The 16,251-nt window shown below is 29.6% G+C and carries 16 protein-coding genes; 1 reads left to right on the top strand and 15 read right to left on the bottom strand.

Going from position 1 to position 16,251, the window contains the following annotated elements; all coding sequences use genetic code 11:
- Together XO12_RS06850 and XO12_RS06845 are read right to left on the bottom strand one after the other, a co-directional pair.
- Positions 1-1,137: a DegT/DnrJ/EryC1/StrS aminotransferase family protein gene (locus XO12_RS06850; RefSeq protein WP_175419980.1), complete on the bottom strand. Its 1,137-nt coding sequence runs from the start codon at positions 1,135-1,137 to the stop codon at positions 1-3.
- A 3-nt stretch (positions 1,138-1,140) separates the two neighbouring features.
- Positions 1,141-1,791, bottom strand: a complete 651-nt coding sequence (locus tag XO12_RS06845; RefSeq protein ID WP_175419979.1) for a winged helix-turn-helix transcriptional regulator — start codon at positions 1,789-1,791, stop codon at positions 1,141-1,143.
- A 443-nt stretch (positions 1,792-2,234) separates the two neighbouring features.
- On the opposite strand from XO12_RS06845, the gene XO12_RS06840 reads away from it, so the two are divergent.
- On the top strand, positions 2,235-2,891 hold the full coding sequence (locus tag XO12_RS06840) for an HAD family phosphatase (RefSeq protein ID WP_175419978.1): 657 nt from the start codon (positions 2,235-2,237) through the stop codon (positions 2,889-2,891).
- Positions 2,892-2,958: 67 nt separating this feature from the next.
- Here XO12_RS06840 and XO12_RS06835 read toward each other — a convergent pair whose 3' ends face one another.
- The 13 genes from XO12_RS06835 to XO12_RS06775 form a co-directional block, all read right to left on the bottom strand.
- Positions 2,959-3,711: an N-acetyltransferase gene (locus tag XO12_RS06835; RefSeq protein WP_175419977.1), complete on the bottom strand. Its 753-nt coding sequence runs from the start codon at positions 3,709-3,711 to the stop codon at positions 2,959-2,961.
- A 4-nt stretch (positions 3,712-3,715) separates the two neighbouring features.
- Positions 3,716-4,792, bottom strand: coding sequence for a Gfo/Idh/MocA family protein (locus XO12_RS06830; protein WP_175419976.1), 1,077 nt, complete (start codon positions 4,790-4,792; stop codon positions 3,716-3,718).
- Positions 4,789-6,093: a nucleotide sugar dehydrogenase gene (locus XO12_RS06825; RefSeq protein WP_175419975.1), complete on the bottom strand. Its 1,305-nt coding sequence runs from the start codon at positions 6,091-6,093 to the stop codon at positions 4,789-4,791. Before XO12_RS06825 ends, XO12_RS06830 begins: the two co-directional genes overlap by 4 nt.
- A 131-nt stretch (positions 6,094-6,224) precedes the next feature.
- Complete coding sequence (cysS, locus tag XO12_RS06820) at positions 6,225-7,616, bottom strand: cysteine--tRNA ligase (RefSeq protein WP_047266749.1); 1,392 nt, start codon at positions 7,614-7,616, stop codon at positions 6,225-6,227.
- 2 nt (positions 7,617-7,618) lie between these two features.
- On the bottom strand, positions 7,619-9,079 hold the full coding sequence (gene gltX / locus XO12_RS06815; protein WP_047266714.1) for a glutamate--tRNA ligase: 1,461 nt from the start codon (positions 9,077-9,079) through the stop codon (positions 7,619-7,621).
- Position 9,080: 1 nt separating this feature from the next.
- A complete protein-coding gene (locus XO12_RS06810; RefSeq protein WP_175419974.1) occupies positions 9,081-9,617 on the bottom strand; it encodes an NUDIX domain-containing protein in 537 nt (178 codons plus the stop codon).
- 1 nt (position 9,618) lies between these two features.
- Complete coding sequence (locus XO12_RS06805) at positions 9,619-10,764, bottom strand: SpoIIE family protein phosphatase (protein ID WP_047266716.1); 1,146 nt, start codon at positions 10,762-10,764, stop codon at positions 9,619-9,621.
- Entirely contained in the window at positions 10,739-11,164 is a 426-nt protein-coding gene (locus XO12_RS06800; RefSeq protein ID WP_047266717.1) for a cytidine deaminase, read from the bottom strand. The genes XO12_RS06805 and XO12_RS06800 overlap by 26 nt, the downstream gene beginning before the upstream one ends.
- Complete coding sequence (locus XO12_RS06795; protein ID WP_047266718.1) at positions 11,139-12,473, bottom strand: hemolysin family protein; 1,335 nt, start codon at positions 12,471-12,473, stop codon at positions 11,139-11,141. The genes XO12_RS06800 and XO12_RS06795 overlap by 26 nt, the downstream gene beginning before the upstream one ends.
- 10 nt (positions 12,474-12,483) lie before the next feature.
- On the bottom strand, positions 12,484-13,383 hold the full coding sequence (locus tag XO12_RS06790; RefSeq protein WP_175419973.1) for a YitT family protein: 900 nt from the start codon (positions 13,381-13,383) through the stop codon (positions 12,484-12,486).
- Positions 13,384-13,386: 3 nt separating this feature from the next.
- Positions 13,387-14,520: a molecular chaperone DnaJ gene (gene dnaJ, locus XO12_RS06785; RefSeq protein ID WP_175419990.1), complete on the bottom strand. Its 1,134-nt coding sequence runs from the start codon at positions 14,518-14,520 to the stop codon at positions 13,387-13,389.
- Positions 14,520-15,149, bottom strand: a complete 630-nt coding sequence (locus tag XO12_RS06780) for a nucleotide exchange factor GrpE (RefSeq protein WP_047266721.1) — start codon at positions 15,147-15,149, stop codon at positions 14,520-14,522. Before XO12_RS06780 ends, dnaJ begins: the two co-directional genes overlap by 1 nt.
- A 22-nt stretch (positions 15,150-15,171) precedes the next feature.
- The gene (locus XO12_RS06775) at positions 15,172-16,179 is read right to left on the bottom strand and encodes a heat-inducible transcriptional repressor HrcA (protein ID WP_047266722.1); all 1,008 of its coding nucleotides are present in this window, start codon (positions 16,177-16,179) and stop codon (positions 15,172-15,174) included.
- Positions 16,180-16,251 lie beyond the last annotated feature (72 nt).

Here is a 16,251-nt window from a genome sequence, read left to right as displayed (position 1 = left end):
TTATATATTGAAAAAATTTTTTATTGATTTCACTATAAATTCTTGTTCTTCAATGGTAAGTTCAGGAAATATAGGAAGTGCCAGTGTTGTTTTTGTGGCTTTTTCTGTTATTGGAAAATCCCCTTCTTTGTATCCAAGATATTCAAAACATTTTTGTTGATGTAATCCTTTTGGATAATATATTGATGTTCCTATTTCTTTTTCTGTCAGAAATTTTCTTAATTCATCTCTATTGCCAGTTTTTAATGTAATTACATATTGATGGTATACATGCGACTTATCTTCAAACACTTCAGGATAATCTATTACTTTCGTTAGTTCATATTTTTTGAAAAACTCATCATAATTTTTGGCTATATTTATTCTTTTTTCTATGTATTCATCGAGATGTTTTAACTTTATTCTTAATATCGCAGCCTGAACTTCATCAAGTCTTGAATTAAATCCAACTTCATCATGATAATATTTTTTTGCTGCTCCATGAATCCTTAATTTTCTAACTCTATTTGCAAGAGATTCATTATTTGTAAATACCATACCGCCATCACCATATCCACCAAGATTTTTAGTGGGGAAGAAAGAAGTAATACTTAAATCTCCAACGGAAAATCCATTTTTATTATTCCATTTTGATCCTATTGATTGTGCGCCGTCTTCAATTATGTAAATTCCATATTTTTCTTTTAAATAATGAAGTTTGTCTAAATTTAATGTTTTTCCAAATAAATGTACTGGTATAATGGCTTTTATTCTATCTTTTTCAGGATGATTTTTAAGTATTTCTTCAACTTTATCAAGATCCATATTATAGTATTTTTCTTCCACATCTACAAATATTGGTCTCGCACCATTTCTTGTAATACAACTTGCGGTTGCAAAGAATGTATATGGTGTTGTGATTACATAATCACCTTTTCCAATATTTAATGCCTTTACAGCTAAAAATAATGCATCAGATCCATTTGCTACACCAATTGCATATTTTGTGTTTGTATATTCTGCAAGTTCTTCTTCAAGCGATTTTACATTTGGGCCAAGAATGACTTTTCCACTTTTAAATATATTATCCAAGGTATTTAATATTTCTTCTCTCATTGCTTCGTATTGTCTAGTCATATCAAATAAAGGTACATTCATTCTCTATTCCCCCTTCTCTAAAGATACATTTCCAGTTTCATCTATATTGAAAATATAAATATTTTTTATTTTATGTTTTTTTGCGTTTTCAAATATCCTTTCAGAGTGTCTGAATGAAGCAATAATAATCATATCATATTTTAGATCTTTTACTTCTTCTGGCGAATATATACTTATACCATGCAATTTATCTCCCTGTTTTGATATTGAATCATCAATAAAACCTATTACGTTTATGTTTTCACCGGTTAGAATTTTTAATACAATTCCACCAACCACACCAGCGCCGTATAATAATATGTTTTTATACCCCATATTCTCAATTTTATCTAGTACTTTTTTGAATGAATTTTTTGTTTCTGAATAGATTTTTGAAACTTCGTTTATAAACGAAACGGTTAAAAATTGCAGTCTTTTTTTCCCTTCTTCTGTTATTTTATAATTCATATTTCTTCGATTTTCTCCAATTTTTAAGATATAATCTTTATCTTCAAAATCTTTCAAATATCTATTTACCATGGACGGAGCTATACCAACACTTTTTGATAGCATTTCCTGTGAAATATGTTCATTCTGTGAAATTAACTGCAATATCATTAATTCTCTAAAATTTGGCGAAGGATTAAAAAACATATATTCTTCAAAGTTAAACATCATATCACCTCTTTTTCATTCACTGAGTGAATTATAACATGTTATTATTGTAAAGTCAATTAATTTATTTTAAATGGCATTGTTGATATAAAAATTTATAATAAAACATATCAGAATAATCATATGTATATTATATTATGATTTCGATTATAGTTAATCGGATTACGCTGTCTAAAAAGTCAAATTCACTCAGGCAGCTTGATTGCTTATCCTTAAAATTATTCATTCTCAGCCGTCGTTCAGATTTTTCATCCATGAAAAAGCTTCACTCAAAAAAACGTCCTGTTTTTTTTGACGGCTTACATTCATAATTTTAAGGGCAATCTTCGAGCCTTCGCTTCATTTGAGATTTTTTAAACAGCATATAAAATATTTGTAATTAGGTAAATTGTTATTAAGTATGAAATATGGTATAATATGTATATATTTTTTAGGAGGTTAATATGAAGAGATATGTAGCTTTTTTTGATTTAGATAGAACATTACTGGATAAATATAGCCCTCAACTTTATTATAAATATGAAATAAAATATGGTAAATTTTCTCGATGGAAATATTATAAAATGGGATTATTTTCCATATTTTATAAAATGGGTTTTGAAATAAAAGATATGGAGGAAATAACAAGAAATGCTGCAGCAGAATATGCCGGGCAGGATGCTAAGGAGGCTTTTGGTTTTGCAAGGCAATGGTTTATTGAAGAAGGAAGATATCATATCAGAAATAGCATGAAAAAAGAAATTGAATTCCATAAAAAAAATAATGCTTATCTTGTTATAATATCAGCATCTCCAGATTCTATTGTCAAACCCGTAGCAGAATATTTAAAATTTGATGATTTTATCTGTACTAAAACTATTATAAAAGATGGAAAAATAACTGGAGAAATTGGAACTTACATGTATGAAGGAAACAAGGTAAAAGAAGCTAAAAAACTATGTCAGAAATATAATTTCAATATGGAAGATGCGTATTTTTATAGCGATTCTATATCAGATTTACCGTTGTTAAAGGTTGTTGGGCATCCCATATGTGTATCTCCAGATTTTAGATTGAGAAGGATCGCAAAAAAAAATAACTGGAAGATAATAAGAAAGTAGGAAACTGATTTATAAGCAAATAATTCATATATGTGCCAGATTAAAATCTGGCACTTCTTGTTTATCATTATAACTTTTTATAGTAACTTTGATTTTCTAATAATTGATCTTGTGGAACATCCTTGTAAACCATCGCTGGACTTCCAATTACAATTTTTTTTGCTGGAACATTTTTCGTTACAACAGAGCCAGCAGCAACAAGTGCATCTTCACCTATTTCAATTCCTGGCAAAAGAGTGGAATTGGCTCCAATTCTTGCGCCTTTTCTTAAAATTGCACCTTTAAAATATTTCTTTCTTTCCTCGGTTCTTCCAAGAAAATTATCATTTGTAAAAGTAACCTCAGGCGCAACAAAGCAATAGTCTTCTATTATTGATAATGCAGTAATATATGCATTTGTCTCTATTTTTACTTTTTTACCAATTTTTGTTTGATTTTCAACCGCAACACCTCTGCCGATAATTGTATATTCCCCAATTTCAACATCTTCTCTTATACTTGCTAAATCTCCAACAAAGACAAAGTTATTTAATTTCGCTCCTCTATATATTACACAATTTGCCCCTATAGTTACGTATTCACCAATCACCAGAGGTTCAAGCTCTTTTTCCTGTGTAACGGCAGAATTTGAAGCTTTAAAAGGTTTTTTGCCAAGAACGGTATTGTCAGCAATAATGCTTCCTTTTTTTATAATTGTATCTCTTTTTATAACAACATTATTTCCTATTTTTACCTTTTCTTCTATTACAACATTTTCTTCAATTTCTATATTATGCCCTAACTCAACTGAATCATGAATTTCTGCAAATTCTGAAATCATAATTTCACCTTCCAAAATATTTTTTCATTTCAAGTGTGGAAAATTCAAATGGGAATTTAACAGGTTTGCCTTCTTTTGCAGATTTATATATCGCTAATACAATTTCAACTGCTTTTTTCCCATCTTCACCTGAGATATACGGTTTTCTGTCATCAACTATCGCATTATAAAAATCTTTGTAAAGAGGTACGTGACCGGCTCCGTATACTGTGTCAGGATCTGGTAAGTTTTGGAAAGGATGTGATTCCTCATTTTCGAATCTCCATGTTTCGATTTTATTTACTGCCAGTCCTCCAATAACAACCGTACCTTTTTCACCAAAGACTGACAATGTTTCCTCCAGATTTTTTGGATATACATTTGCTGTGCCTTCGATGATTCCAACTGCACCATTTTTGAATTTTATTATAGCGCTTCCAAAGTCTTCTGCTTCTATATAAGGATGATTAAAATTCTCAATTTTTCCTGTAATTTCTTCTATTTCTCCAAATGTCCATTGTAATAAATCTATTCCATGTGTACATTGATTCATTAAAGTTCCACCATCGAGTTCCCATGTACCTCTCCATGGAGCCTGTTTGTAATATGATTTATTTCTATTCCACCTTATTGAAATTTGCCCATGCAATAATTTTCCAAATTCTCCATTTTCGATTTTTTTTCTCAATTCCTGTATGGGTGGATTGAATCTATTCTGAAAACAGACGCCAAGTTTTAAACCTTTTTCTTTTGAAAGTTCAATCATATGATCCATTTCTTTTGTGGAAAGAGCCATTGGTTTTTCAACAAGCACATGTTTTCCACTGTTCATAGCATCTATCGATATCGGATAATGATATCCACTTTCTGTTGCTATTGATACCATATCTATATCTTCTCTTTTTAAAACTTCTTTGTAATTGTTATAAACTTCTGGTCTTTTCAATCCTGCTTTTTCAATAATATTAGCAATATTTTCCGCCTTTTCAACAATAGGGTCGACAACCGCAACAAGTTCAAATAATTCGTTATTTTTTATTATAGCCTCTGTATGTTTTTTTGTTGCAATTCTTCCGCAGCCAATTAAAGCAAGTCGAATCATAACAATATCACCTTTTCCTTATTTTTCATTATATTCTTTGTTTTATTTTTTGTGTCAAATAAGAATGGTGCGTATTCAAGTACAAATTCATAATCAACATTCGAATGTGCAGTAGTTAATACTACAGCATCAACACCTTTCAATAACTCTTTTGTTAATTCCACACTTTTATATATTTTTCCTTCATATATAAATTCTGAAATGTATGGATCATGAATAATAATATCAGCGTGTTTCTTTTCTAAATGCTCTAATACCTTTAAAGCAGGAGATTCTCTTAAATCATCTATATCATTCTTATATGCAATACCGAGTAACAATACTTTTGCTCCATTTAAACATTTTTTTCTATCATTTAAAATGTCCTGAAGTCTTGAAACAACATATTCAGGCATTGCGTCATTTATTTCTCCCGCCATTTCGATTAATCTAGTATGGTAGTCAACAGCCCTTGCCTTATATGTAAGATAAAATGGATCTATTGGAATACAGTGCCCGCCAACTCCTGGTCCTGGATAGAAAGGCATAAATCCAAATGGCTTTGTTGCTGCTGCATCTATAACTTCCCATATATTAATTCCCAATTTTTTTGCAACAACAGCCATTTCATTTATAAGTGCAATATTTACAATTCTAAATGTATTTTCTAGAATTTTTGCCATTTCTGCTTCTTTAGGACTTGAAACCGCAAAAACTTCAGCTTCTAAAACACTTTCATATAGTGCTTTTGCGTGTTTAGTGCATGCTTTAGTTACACCGCCGACAACTTTTGGGGTATTTTTAGTTTTGAATCTTAAATTTCCGGGATCTACCCTTTCTGGTGAGAATGCAAGATAAAAATCTGTTCCAACCTTTAAACCCGTTTCTTCTAAAATTGGAAGCATTACTTCTTCTGTTGTTCCTGGGTATGTTGTGCTTTCAAGAGTAACGAGCATATCTTTATGCAATCTTTTAGCAACCTCTTTTGTGGAAGCAACTACATATTGTAAATCTGGTTGTTTGAATTTATCAAGAGGTGTTGGAACACAGATCATAACAGCATCACATTCTGAAATTTTGTCAAAATCTGTAGTTGCAATTATTTTTTTATTCTTTACTAAGTCTTCCAATTCTTCGTTTACAACATCACCAATGTAGTTGATACCTTTATTTACCATTTCAACCTTTTTTTCTTGAACATCAAAACCAATAACGTTATAACCTGCTTTTGCCTTTTCAACAGCTAAAGGCAATCCTACATAACCAAGACCAATAACACCAATTTTAGCTTTTTTGCTTTCTATTTTTTCCATCAATGTCATACTAATCCCTCCAGAAATCTTTTTTCATTCACTGAGTGAATTATAACATATAATAATTCTAAAGTCAATAAATTTTTTGTTTGGCTACAAACAAAATCTCCTGCATAAAGCAGGAGATTTGTGATTTTAATTTAATCTATTGTGTATTTTGTTCCTTCTGATGTATCTTTTAATGTTATACCTATATTTTTTAATTCATCCCTTATATAATCACTTAGTTGAAAATTTTTCTCTTTTCTTAATGAATTTCTTACATCAATTAATAAATTCATTAGTTCTTCTGTTTTTAAATTTTTTTCCACACTTGTAGGTATTTCAAATATACCTAATACAGGTCCGAATTCATTTCTTATTAAATGATATGTTTCCAATAATCTTTGTTCATTATTTTCATCATATGCTTTATTTAATTCGTTGACTAAGTCAAATATTAATGCAATAGCCTTTGGTGTATTAAAATCTATAGATAAATGATTTATGAACTCATCAATTTTTTCTTTCATATATTTTGATTTCGGAATATATGGGACATAATTATTGTATTTTTCTTCTACCCTTTTTAATGATTCATTTACTCTTTTTACAGATTTTTTCTGTGCGTTTAACCCTTCTTCTGTAAAGTCAAGTGGTGTTCTATAATGTTTTGATAATATAAATGTTTTAATTGTATCTGGATCATAAGCCTTTACTAATTCCCTGACAAGCCATATATTTCCTATGGATTTTGACATTTTTTCTCCAGAAAATCTGATCATTCCATTATGCATCCAATATCTGGCGAATGTTTTTCCATGTCTTGCTTCGGATTGAGCTTTTTCATTTTCATGATGAGGGAATATTAAATCATTACCGCCTGCATGTATATCAAAAGAATCTCCCAATAAACAGTTAGACATTACAGAACATTCTATATGCCATCCCGGTCTGCCATTTCCCCATGGACTTTCCCAGTATGGCTCCCCTTCTTTTGCCTGTTTCCATAGAGTAAAATCAAGTGGATTTTTCTTTTTTTCTGAAATTTCTATTCTTGAACCGGCAATCATATCCTCTGGATTTCGGTGTGATAATTCTCCATAATTTTTAAATTTAGATACATTGAAATATACGTCCCCTTCTGATTCATAAGCAAATCCTTTATTTATTAAATCTTCTATAAATTCTATTATTTCCGATACATAATTAGATGTTTTTGGATGATAATTGGCTGGTCTTATTCTCAAATAATATGAATCTTTCCAATATTCAACAATATACCTTTCTGCAATTTCTTCAAAAGGCACATTTTCTTCATTAGCTTTGTTTATTATTTTATCATCAATATCAGTGAAATTTTGAACCATTGTTACTTTATATCCAACATATTCCAGGAATCTTCTAAATGCATCAAATACTATCATGGGCCTGGCATTTCCAATATGTATTAAATTATATATGGTGGGGCCACAAACATACATTCTTACATGATCTTTTTCAAGTGGTTCAAACTTTACAAGATCACCTTTTAATGTATCAAATATTTTTATATCTACCATTTTCCCACAACCCTTTCAAGCCTCTGAAGAACTCTGTTTCTTCCTATTAAATGTATAGTTTTTACTAAATCCGGGCCTTCAAAAGAATCTGTTAATATTTTTCTTAAAGACATATAAAATGGTTTTTTCTTTGGTTTTCCTTCTTTCATAGCTTCTTTAATATTTTTTAATATAGTTTCCACTTTCCAATCTGGATCGTTTAAAACCTTCTCATATATTAATTTTATCGTATTTTTTACACCATCTGCTTGCAGAAAATCTTTTAATTCTGCATTTTCGAGATCTACTTCAAAATCTTTTAAGAATATTTCTAATTTTTCTGGTATTTGAGATAAATCCTCTACAGATTCTCGTACTATATCTACTGCTTCGGTCACCCATTTTTTGTTATTATCAAATTGTTCTTTTGATAATAATCCCTTTTCCAGAATAAATAATTTTGATAATTTTACAATTCTATCGAGTTTTGCTTCACGTATATATACACCATTCATCCACTTTAATTTTTCATTATCAAATATTGCAGGGCTGGAATTTACCCTGTTTAAGTCAAAGTTTTCTATCATTTCATTTAATGGCATTATTTCCTTTCCTTCTGGATGTGACCATCCTAATAATGCAAGATAATTTACTAACGCTTCAGGTAAATATCCTTTGTTTCTAAATTCCTCTACTGAGGTTGCTCCATGCCTTTTTGATAATTTTTTTCCATCTGGACCTAAAATCATAGACACATGAGCAAATTCAGGTATTTTAACACCAAATGCTTCATATAACGCAACCTGCCTTAATGTATTTGATAAATGATCGTCTCCTCTTATCACATGAGTTATCTCCATGGTCATATCATCTATAACAACTGCATAGTTATATGTAGGTAATCCATTACTTCTCATAATAATAAAATCTCCTATTGCGCCTTCACCAAATGTAACAGGTCCTTTTATTAAGTCGTTTATAGAAAATGGTTTTCTTGGCATCTTAAAAAACACCACTGGTTTTAATCCTTTTTCATTAAATTCTTTTTTTCTTTCTTCTGTATTATACGATTCTATTAATTCATATGAATAATGTGGTGGCTTACCATTTTTAATTAATTCGGCTTTTATTTTTTCCAGGTCTTCCGGATATACATAAGCATAATATGCTTTCCCTTTATTTATAAGTTCTTCTGTCATCTGTTTATAAATATAAGTTCTTTCGCTTTGCCTATATGGTCCATATTCGCCTTTTACATTTGGTCCTTCATCCCAATCCAACCCCAACCAAGTTAAAGCCTCGATTAGTTGTTCTTCTGATTCTTTTGTTGAACGTTCAACATCAGTGTCTTCTATTCTTAATACAAAGGTTCCATTATGTTTTTTTGCAAATAAATAATTATATAATGCTGTTCTTGCTCCACCAACATGTAAAAATCCTGTTGGACTTGGTGCAAATCTAACCCTGACTTTCATTTTATATCCCTCCTAATATTTTTGCCCTTGCATACGCAGCTATTGTTTTCGCATCTGTTATTTCATTGTTTAATATTTTTTCTTCAAATTCTTTTATATGTATTTTTTTTACTTCAAGAAACTCATCCTCATCAAGATTCATTTTTGTATCTTCAAAATCTTTTACTAAATAAAGATGTATAATTTCATTTGAAAATCCGGGAGTTGTATGAATATAACCAAGGTATATCCAAGTTTTAGCTCTTTTCCCAATTTCTTCTTCCAATTCTCTTTTGCCGCATTCAAGAGGTTCTTCACCTGATCTGTCAAACTTCCCAGCAGGAATTTCAAGAAGATGCTTTTTTATTGGAAATCGATATTGTTCAACTAAATATACATAATTATTTTCTACTGGTAACATAGCTACTGCTCCAGGATGTACAACAAATTCTCGTGTAGATTGTTTCCTATTTGGAAGTTCAACAAGGCTTTTTCTTACATCCAATAAAACACCTTTGAAAATATTTTCTGTTTTTATTTCTTTCTCTTCAAAATTCATATTACTCCTCCTGTTTTAATACTAATACTGTAATATCATCTTCTGGAAAATTCCAATCTAAAAGTATATTTAAAATATTTTTTAATCTATCAGTTACTTCTTCTGGTGTGTTGAATTTTTTTGAAATCAATGTCTCATAAAGTTTTTTTTCATCAAAATGTTCAACGTCCAATATTCCATCTGTATAAAATATAATAAACGTATCTTTATCAAATTCCCTAGTTTTAATATTTAAATTGTTTTCATCAATTAAACCAATCCCAGCAGGAAAATTGGTCTTTGAGTCAATTTCTATATTATTTTCTTTTAAAAAAATAATTTCTCTATGGGCTAAATTTATATACTCAATTTTGTTTTTATATATTATAGAAAAGATACCCGTAAAATACACACCATCAAAAAAGTATTCTTTAATGTTTTTTTCTAATTCAAGCATAATATCTTTTAAATTATGTGTTTTAGAACTTTTTATTATATAATCAATTTCTTGTTTTACAATAATAGATAACAACGCAGAAGTTACACCATGTCCGGAAATATCATAAACATATGCAAAAATTTTATTTTTATCTATAGGTATGACTTCTAACATATCACCAGAAGTATTATGTGATGGTATATATATATAATCAAAGAGCATATCATTTAACTTTTTAAATTTTGGCAATAAATTCCTCTGAACCTTTCTGGCAATTCTCAAATCTTTTTCATAACTTTCAATAGAATATTTTAATTTCCTTTGAGTTATATAAAAATCAAGGTGTCTTTTTACCCGTATTAATAATTCATATGGGTGGGCCGGTTTTATTATATAATCCGAAGCCCCAGCTTTAAAAGCATTTTCTTTTATATTTAAATCATTTATTGTCGTTAAAAATATTATTGGAATATTTGAATTTTTTTTAAATTTTTTGATCTTTCTGCATACTTCTACACCATCTAATTCAGATAATTTTTCTTCTAGTATAACAACATTAGGCTCAATATATTGAGCCATCTTTACACCTTCAAAAGCATTTTTCGCTTCATAAACCTCAAACTTTTCTTTAAATCCAAAATCTTTTAAAACTTTATTTTCGTTTAAAAAAAGATGTCTTAGAAAAAATCGATGCTCTTCATTTTCATCGATTATTAGAAGTTTTATCATCTAATTCTTCACCAGAAAACCCATACGGCAGTATTTCTTCTACACCCATTACTTTAAATTCCCTTTTTAAATTTGTCAATATTATTTCATCAACTCCAAATTCAGCAATAACCTGTCTACATGCCCCACAGGGACTTATAGGGCTATCAGTATCTCCAATTACCACTAACGCTTCAAAATCCGTTTCACCTTCAGATACAGCTTTAAAAATCGCAATTCTTTCAGCACACATAGATAAGCCATATGATGCATTTTCTACATTTGTTCCGGTATATACTTTTCCGCTTTTTGTAATTAAAGCTGCACCAACTTTGAATTTTGAATAAGGCGAATATGAATTTTGCATGGAATCCTTTGCTTTTTCATATAATAAATCAAGAATGTCCTGTTTTATTTTCATTGAAATCCTCCTTAACTGTAATTTTAACCTTGTCTATTTTATTCTTTGATACAGAAACTATTTCAAATATAACTCCTTCTAAGGTTATCTTTTCTCCCGCCTTTGGAAATCTTTCAAATTCTTCTAATAATAATCCTCCTATTGTTTCAAAATCTGTTTCTGGCAACTCAAGATCCAATTCTCTTTCAATGTCGTTTATAGGTGTTGTTCCATTAACAAGATACGTATTCTTCGCCAGTTTTACAATATTTATCTCTTCTGAAACTATGTCATACTCATCAAGTATTTCACCTGTTAACTCTTCCAGAATATCTTCAAGAGTGACAAGACCTGCGGTTCCACCATATTCATCCACAACAATCGCCATATGAGTGTGCTTTTCCAGGAAAATTTTCATAACATCTCTGATTTTCATAGTTAAAGGTATAAATTCAACTCTGTGCATAATATTTTTAATATTGATATCCAAAAATTCTTCATTTAACCCTTCTTTTTCCAATATTTTAAATACATCTTTAGCATAACAAACACCTATAATGTTGTCTATTGATTCTTTATATATGGGAATTCTAGAATATCCTTCTTCATTTATTATTTTTATTAATTCTTTCAGATTTTCATCTTCAGAAATAGCAATTATATCAACTCTTGGAGTCATTATTTCTTTTACAGATATTTCTTTTAACTCAAGTCCTCTTTTCATTATAAACTTTTCATCTTTTTCAATAACACCTTCTTCATGGCCGATATCCAGATAATTCATAATTTCATCTTCTGTTATAAAAGGCGCTTCGCTTATTTTTTCGCCACCAAATAATTTTATGAAAAAGTTTGATATATTAACCAATAGCCATATAATTGGTTTAAGTATATAATTTAAAAAAGATATAACGGGAAATACAACATTGAAAAACTTTTCTGTATTTTCCCTCGCATAAACTTTTGGCGTGATTTCTCCAAATATTAAAATCATTAAAGTTAAAACTCCCGTTACAATTCCAACAACTTGTCCCGGATTTCCCGGAATTAACTCTATAATAAATGCAGTTGTCAACGAAGAAACCAATATGTTTACAAGATTATTCATTACAAGTATTGTTGTCAAAAGTTGATTTGGATGATGCAAAAAGTGATGTAATTTTTCTCTTGCATTTTCATTATCTTCATTTTCGATTAAATCTTTAACTTTTAATCTGTTCATTGATGTCAACGCTGTTTCTGATGCAGAAAAAAATGCAGATAAAAACAGTAATGAAATAATTTTAACTATCATAATAATTATTTCACTATAACTATTAGGGTCTTCCACAATAATCCTCCTAACCTAATTTTTTAAAACCATATCCCAGCGTTTCTGAATTTGGAACAATACTTATGAATGCCTTATCATCAATATCTTTAATGATTCTTCTTAATTCTCCTATCTCACGCCTAGTTAAAACTATCATCAATACCTTTCTTTCCCTTTGTGTATACCCACCTTTTCCTTCTAAAATTGTTACTCCTCTGTCAAGACGTTCAAATATCTTCTCTTTAATTTTATCATATTTTTCACTTATAACCAAGACTGTTCTTGTGGATTCAAACCCTTCAACAACAGTATCTATCATTTTTGACGTAACAAAGATGGCAATAATTCCATACATTGGAACAAGCGGATTTATTAAAAATGCAGACATTGTAACTATTGTATCCACTATTAATAAACCTTTTCCTGTAGATATATGCATATATTTGTTTATTATCATGGCTATTATATCTGTCCCACCAGTAGAGGCATTTCTCCATATAACCAATCCAATTCCTATTCCTGCTAAAACACCACCATATATTGAACTTATTAATAGGGGATCTATTTTGATCTGTGAATTTAATAATAATGATTTCATCATGGAATCCAGATGTAATACCTGTTCAAAATAGTCTATTAAAAAAGATAATAAAAGCGCAGCGTATATACTTTTAAAACCAAATCCAACACCGAGAAGCCAGAATCCAAGAGCAAATAAAACTACATTATACACCAACATTTGAAGACCTAACCACCATCCAAGTAAATTCTTCAAAACAATAGCAAGACCACTGACTCCACCAGCAACAATAGAAAATGGATCAAGAAATAATACGATTCCAAGAGCAGTTAAAATTGTTCCAATTGTTATTATTATATAATTTATACTTTCTTTTCTAAAATTGAATTTTTTAGATGTATTATTCAATCTTCATTCCCCCAGTTTTTTTATCTTTGCAATTTCTTTTAAAAGACGTTTTTCCCTCAAACCTGGTTTTTTGAATTTTACATTTACTTTTATATATAAGTCACCATATTTCCCTGTTCTGAAATCAGGTAATCCGTGCCCTTTTAATACAAGAACTGTTCCTGGATTTGTACCTTCTGGAATTTTTAAAGAAGTTTTCCCGTTTAATAAATCCAATTCAATTGTTGCACCCAATAATGCCTGCACATAATCTATTTCAATTGTAGTTTCTAAATTATTTCCGCTTCTGTTGAATTTAGGATGTCTTCTTACATTTATTTTTATTATTAAATCACCTGCTGGCCCTCCATTTTTTCCGTCATTACCTTTATTTGGAATTCTAAAGGTATATCCATCTTCTACTCCTGCTGGAATAGTTATATCCAATTTTTCTCTTAATATTACCTTGCCACTACCATGACAAACATTACATCTTTCCTGAATTATTTTACCACTACCATGACATGTTGGACATTGATAATTTCTAACGAATACTCCAAAAAAAGTCCTTTCTTCTTCTTTTATTGTACCAGTACCATTACATCTTGGACATGTTGTAAAGCTATTACCGTTTTTTGCACCTGTACCATTACATGCACTACATGTTGAATATCTATCGTATTCTATATGTTTTTTTATATCATTTAATACATCTTTTAAATCTATAGTTATTGAGAAAAATTTATCTTCTCCTTTTATAGGTGGATTAGCTGCTTTTCTCCTTTTCTGCGAAGCAGCCCCACCTGTAAACATGTCAAAAATATCAGAAAAGGTGCCTCCAAAGTCCCCAAAACTTCCAAATAAATCTTCAAATAAATCTTCAAAACCACCTCTTGCTCCACCCTGGCCTGGTGGTGGCATACCATTTTCCGGAACAAATCCAAATCTATCATAAAGGGCTTTTTTCTGGGGATCACTTAACACCTCATATGCTTCCTGTATTTCTTTAAATTTTTCTTCAGCTATATCTTTATTTTCCTGATGTCTATCTGGATGCCATTTTTTCACCAGTTGTCTATAAGCTTTTTTTATCTCTTCTGGTGTAGCATTTCTGGATATTCCCAGTATTTCATAGTAATCTTTTCTCTGGTTCAATATCACTCACCCCTTTCTTCTTCTTTTTTTTCTACTATTTCTTCATTCTTTTTTACGGGTTTTACAGCAACTTTAACCTTTGCCGGTTCAATGATTTTGCCTTCTAATTTTACTCCTGGAGAATCCACAGCAAATATATGATATTCCTCAACTTCATCAGTTTCAATTTTTTCAACAACTTCATGTTCAAAGGGATCAAATCTATCATTTTTTTCCGGAATTATAAACTCAACTCCCATATCTTCAATGCTTTTGACAAATAACTTATATACCATTTCAGCACCTTTTGCAAATAAATCCAGGTTATCCTGATTATTAATAACTATGGAAAAGTTTTTATATATTGGTAATATTTGTTTTATAATATTTTCTTTGGTTTCCTTCTTAATTCTTATTTTATCTTTTTGAACAATATCTTTATAATTTTCAAAATCAACTTTTAAGTTTATTGCATAATTTTTGATTTTTTCATATTCTTCCATTAACTTTTTATTTTCGCCTTTTTGATTTTCTAATTCTTTTCGTAATTCTTCAATTTCCTTTTTTAAAATTTCCATATCTTTATCTAATGCCTTCTCTTTATTTTTTATTTCTTTTATTTTTCCTTCTGATTTTTTCTTTTTTTGTGGCATTATAATCCCTCCTTGTACTTTTTTAAAGATTTTTTGATATAATTTTTGATAATCTTGAAGTATATTCATTTAATACCGAATAGATTTTTCTATAGTCGCTATATTTAAATGTTAACAATACTACTTTACCCAATGGATTTGCATTATGACAATAAGATGTTTCAAACATCACAAAATTTTTCAACTCGGGTATTCCAAATTCATTACCAATCACTGTTTTTATTTCAACATTAAATGGTTTTAGAGATAATAATTGTACTTTCATTTTATCTTCTTCAACTATTTTTGATAAAAACAAAATTTCTTTTGTATTAAAATAGCCAGAAGAAATTATCCTGGCTAATCCGTTTACAATGAACTTATTTCTAAAAAATTCTTCTGCCAGTAAAAATATAAGATTATAAAGATTCATAACTCTAATATCTTTTTCGTTGATGCTTTTTGTTTTTATAATGTTTATTATTTCATGCATGGATTTCCCAACAAGACCTTCATTTAATATTTTTTCTAATTCCTTTGAAGATGGAAATCCATATTTTTCAACCGTTCTTGTTATAGATAAACCTAAATTTGTCATTAGTGTTATCTGATAAAAATCATTTGTTAAATCTGAAACTACAACACGTGTAATAAAAATATATCTTGAATCAGGTAACTCTAAAATAACAAGACTATTTGAAAGCTCCGATAGCATTTTTGAGAATCTATCGAACATAATGTTTATATCATAAAACTTATATTCCTGGGGCAATTCTATATTTTTGCTTTTAACTGAAAAACTTTCTTTAATAGCCTCAAAATAAAGCCTTAAAGCTTTGTCAGTGGGGATACGTCCTGCACTTGAGTGTGGCTGAAATATCAACCCCAGATGCTGGAGTTTCTGCATATCGTTTCTTATTGTTGCAGAACTGACTTTTAATGAGGACTTTTTTAGTATTTCAGAGGAACTTATAGGTTTTTTTTCCTCTATAAAATTTTCAATTATAGAAAATAAAACCATTTTCTGTCTATTACTCAATTCTTTTGGCATTTTATCACTCCTTTTTTTTGAGTGCTAATTATATGATAACATAAAAAAAGGCTTGTAAAAAATTAATTATTG

Origin of the sequence: Marinitoga sp. 1154, assembly GCF_013363285.1 — a bacterium.
Classification (GTDB): Bacteria; Thermotogota; Thermotogae; order Petrotogales; family Petrotogaceae; genus Marinitoga.
This window is presented reverse-complemented; position numbering and strand designations above follow the sequence as displayed.

Excerpts from the sequence above, each read along its gene's own strand:
- XO12_RS06810 (WP_175419974.1), bottom strand. The coding sequence starts at position 9,617 with ATGAATTTTGAAGAGAAAGAAATAAAAACAGAAAATATTTTCAAAGGT.
- XO12_RS06775 (WP_047266722.1), bottom strand. The coding sequence starts at position 16,179 with ATGCCAAAAGAATTGAGTAATAGACAGAAAATGGTTTTATTTTCTATA.
- XO12_RS06840 (WP_175419978.1), top strand. The coding sequence starts at position 2,235 with ATGAAGAGATATGTAGCTTTTTTTGATTTAGATAGAACATTACTGGAT.
- XO12_RS06800 (WP_047266717.1), bottom strand. The coding sequence starts at position 11,164 with ATGAAAATAAAACAGGACATTCTTGATTTATTATATGAAAAAGCAAAG.
- gltX (WP_047266714.1), bottom strand. The coding sequence starts at position 9,079 with ATGAAAGTCAGGGTTAGATTTGCACCAAGTCCAACAGGATTTTTACAT.
- XO12_RS06805 (WP_047266716.1), bottom strand. The coding sequence starts at position 10,764 with ATGATAAAACTTCTAATAATCGATGAAAATGAAGAGCATCGATTTTTT.
- XO12_RS06825 (WP_175419975.1), bottom strand. The coding sequence starts at position 6,093 with ATGACATTGATGGAAAAAATAGAAAGCAAAAAAGCTAAAATTGGTGTT.
- XO12_RS06850 (WP_175419980.1), bottom strand. The coding sequence starts at position 1,137 with ATGAATGTACCTTTATTTGATATGACTAGACAATACGAAGCAATGAGA.
- XO12_RS06780 (WP_047266721.1), bottom strand. The coding sequence starts at position 15,149 with ATGCCACAAAAAAAGAAAAAATCAGAAGGAAAAATAAAAGAAATAAAA.
- XO12_RS06845 (WP_175419979.1), bottom strand. The coding sequence starts at position 1,791 with ATGTTTAACTTTGAAGAATATATGTTTTTTAATCCTTCGCCAAATTTT.
- XO12_RS06830 (WP_175419976.1), bottom strand. The coding sequence starts at position 4,792 with ATGATTCGACTTGCTTTAATTGGCTGCGGAAGAATTGCAACAAAAAAA.
- XO12_RS06835 (WP_175419977.1), bottom strand. The coding sequence starts at position 3,711 with ATGATTTCAGAATTTGCAGAAATTCATGATTCAGTTGAGTTAGGGCAT.